Below are 3,717 nucleotides of genomic sequence, written 5' to 3'. Positions count from 1 at the left end.
AGGCTTTGACCGCTATACTAAAATTGCGCTGAGCGTGGGGCTGATGCTGCTGTTTTACGGAAGTGCGTTTGTAGTGAGAAAGCTGCTTCCTCAGCAGGCGTTTTTAAGTCACTGGACTCTTTTGGCCGGCGCTCTTACATTTGGATTAAGCATCGCGCTTCTTTCTCAAATTTACAACACGCACGCTGAATCGTACTGGCTGTTTTTAATTTGGCTTGTGCCGGTTATTTTGTTTAGCTTTTTTACAAAGTATCAGCCGTTTTGCGTGTTATCGTTTGTTTTATTTCAATTCACCATGGCTTTTTTTATTTCACCAACAGGTGCAGTTTCACAGCGAGGCGAACACGAGACGCTTTTACTTTACGCAGGAATGGCGTTTGTGAACTTACTCATCTTTTGGATCATAAAAAAGAAACAGCGCTCGTCTCCTGTGATCATGTATGCAGCGTTTTGTTTGTTTCACTACATTTTTTTAACTGTTTCCCTGCCGGATTTCACAGGCAGCTCTAGCTTACGGATTGGTCTTATTATTTTTTATTTACTGTTTTTACTAAGCTCCTTTTTTTATTTTTCAAAAGTGGAGCCGCAAAGGTCGTTTTTAGGGATTTCCATTGTGGCATTTGCTTTATTTGTTATTGAACAGTTTTTCTCTTTTATTTTTAAACACTACGCTGAATGGTCACTGTTCTTAGCTTTAGGATTCGTGATTTTGTTTATTGGTGCAAGCGTATGGTTTGTCAAATGGCTTACTGCCAACACGTCAGCACAAAAAGCCTCGCTCCGCGTAATCAAACGAATAGCGGTGATTGGGATTACGGCCATTGCATCGGTGATCGGCAGCAGCTCTTTAGGAGGACTTGTCACACTTATTACAGGAACGTACCCAACGAACGGAATGCTTGTGATTGGCGTTTTGCTGATTGTGGCATGTTATTTGATTAAAGCAGATATTCCAACGGTGAAATATACGCTTTTAATGATGGGCGTATTAATTAGCGGCGGCGCTTCTTTTTTTGTGAACGACATTCTGTTTTTTATCTATGTCATCGCACTTGTAGCGCTTTTAGTATTCACGAAGCATACGCCCGTTCGCCTGTTGCTTTTTGTGCTAGTGCAAGGGCTTCTGTTAATAAAGGTTCCGACTGCTTACTATGACACTATCAAAACAGATTATGTGCTGCTCGCTTTGTTTCTATTAAATGCCGCTGTGTACGCGATAAACGTACACCACGCGTTTAAAAAAGCAGCGCTGCTTCTTGCTTTTATCTTTTTACTGTCGCTGACTGAATTAAGCGAACCGTCTTTTTTAAATATCATTTACTGCACGGTGTTTTTTGTGATTTCGACCGTCTTTTTATTTGTGACGGTACGAAAAGAGCCAAAATATGATTTTATTGTCGGCATGATTTTCTGGTTTGTTTTTTTAGCGATGAAATATTACGACTTTGTGTGGGATTTATTTAATAAATCACTTGTGCTCGTTATTTTAGGTCTTATCTTTCTTTTCCTAAGCAGGAAATGGGACCTGTCAACGCCTGACCAGCCGCAGCCGTCGTTTCTTGACCGCAGCCGAACCGCTGTATGGATCATCATTCTTGTTCAGCTTATTATGCTGGGCGGCATTTTCACTAAAAACGAAGTGCTTCTTCAAAACGGAAAAGAAATTAAGCTCGCTTTACAGCCGATCGATCCGCGCTCGCTGCTGCAAGGCGATTATGTTGAGCTTAATTACGACATTGCGCACGTTACCTTACCTCATGTGAAAGACGGAGAAAAAGTGAAGCTCGTTCTTCGCCCTAACAAACAAGGTGTGTATAAATACGCAAAAATCTACCAAGCGGATGATGACTGGAATAAACCGTATACTTCTAAAAAGAAAGACGTTGTCATTAYGGGCAGCTATCACGACTGGGGAATTCAGTACGGAATTGAGCATTACTTTATTCCAGAAGGAACCGGCAGCAAAGTGGAAAGCGAAGCTCGTTTTGCTACTGTACGAGTTGGAAAAAACGGAGATGCCATTGTTACAAAAGTAGGCAAATAAAAAAGCAGCCGCTTCAACATTGAAGCGGCTGCTTTTTGTTTTAATTGATAAATACGCCGATGATCATCGTTAAAATAAGAATCACAAAGAAAATAATGATGCCATACCCAATCCATTTTATTCTTTTGGGCGTTCCTTTTACATTCATATCCGTTAATTTTCCTTCAATATGCTTTTGATGTTCAGTAACATCATTGTATTCATTGTTAGGCGAAGTGATGTTATCCTTCCTTTCTATTTAATCGTTTTCTTTCTTCTAACAGCTCTTCATATCTTTTTTCAAGACGCTGCTTGTCTTTTCCTTCTGGGGTGATAGAAAGCTCACTAATCACTTTTGTTAATTCTAATTGAAGCGCAAGTTTCTCCGCTTCATTTTGCTGCTGTGACGCTTTTTTGCTTTTACCCGTGTCTTCAATCGCTGCAAGCTCCGCTTTGGACTGTTTTAACGTCAAAACATGCGTCGCAAGCTTTTTAACAAAATAGCGGTCGTGCGTCACAAATAAAATCGTCCCTGGATAAGCTTTTAACACTTCTTGAAGCGCTTCTTTTGTATGAAGATCAAGATAGTTGGTCGGTTCATCTAAAAGAAGAACGTTATAATTTCCTAAAAAGACTTTTGCTAATGCCGTTTTGACTCGTTCTCCTCCGCTTAGCATCTCTACTTTTTTATACACGTCTTCACGTTTGAAGAGTAAGCGCGATAGTACCGTACGAATAAAATGCTCGGTGTACGGACTGTCTTCTTTAATGTTTTCTAAAATGCTTTTAGCGGGATCTAGATTTTCAAGACGCTGATGGAAAAAGCCGAGTTTTACAGGCTTCGCAACCGTGATGCCTTCTGCTCGCTGCTCAATCATATTCAGCAGCGTAGATTTTCCGGCGCCGTTTTTGCCGACAATCGCTACTTTCGCTCCTGGCTTCACACCGCCTTTTAGGTTTTGAAACAAGATATGATTACCAGCTGATGCTGAGACTTTGTCAAAGCTTAGTACCTGCTTGCTGTGCACTTGATGAAACTGCGATAGGTCAAAATGAATTTCTTCCATTTCTTTTGGCTTTTCTTTTTTCTCCAGCTTTTCAATTCTTGTTTCAATCGCTTTTGCGCTTCTGTCTAGCTTCGCTTTTTGTTTTCCGACCGCTCGCTTATGAAGTCTCGCTTCAGAGTTGCCCATGCGGCTCGGCGCTTTTTTAAGCGACTTTGATTTTTGGCTTTTTTCTTCAGACGCCAGTTCAAGCCGCTGCTTTTCTTTTACATACTGTTCATATTCAAACTGCTGTCTTTCAACTGCGTGTTTTTTTTGCGTCACATATTCYTGATAATTGCCTTCATAGCAGTTAATTTTKCCGTCTTCTACTTCCCAAATAGACGTACAAAGGCGGTTTAATAATTCTCGGTCATGTGAAATCAGCAGCAGACTGCCTGTAAAAGACTTCATTTCTTCTTCAAACTTCTCTACGCCTTTTACATCTAAGTGGCTCGTTGGCTCATCGGCTGCAAGCAGTTCCGCGCCTGATGAAAGAGCAGCTGCAATTTTTTTTCTTGTTTCTTCTCCCCCGCTAAGAAAGTCCGCTTCAGTTGGCACACTCCACTGACTTTTCATCTCAGGAGAAACAGCTCCTGTAGCTTGAACATCAAGCTGCGGAATCAGTGAGGAACGGCCATATGTTTGTAC

At 41.1% G+C, this 3,717-nt stretch carries 2 protein-coding genes; one reads left to right on the top strand and one right to left on the bottom strand.

All coding sequences use genetic code 11. The annotated features are described in order from the left end of the window. On the top strand, window positions 1–2,044 hold a 2,044-nt coding region (locus AC1DRF_RS19380), incomplete at its 5' end, for a GDYXXLXY domain-containing protein (RefSeq protein ID WP_477741433.1). Between the two features lie 221 nt (window positions 2,045–2,265). On the opposite strand, the gene abc-f is transcribed toward AC1DRF_RS19380, so the two are convergent. Beyond that, window positions 2,266–3,717, bottom strand: a 1,452-nt coding sequence (gene abc-f, locus AC1DRF_RS19375) for a ribosomal protection-like ABC-F family protein (protein WP_477741432.1), incomplete at its 5' end; no start/stop codon positions are given.

Source organism: Priestia sp. P5_B4 (assembly GCF_056400385.1).
The sequence above is the reverse complement of the archived record's forward strand: the minus strand, read 5'-3'. Positions and strand labels throughout refer to the sequence as shown.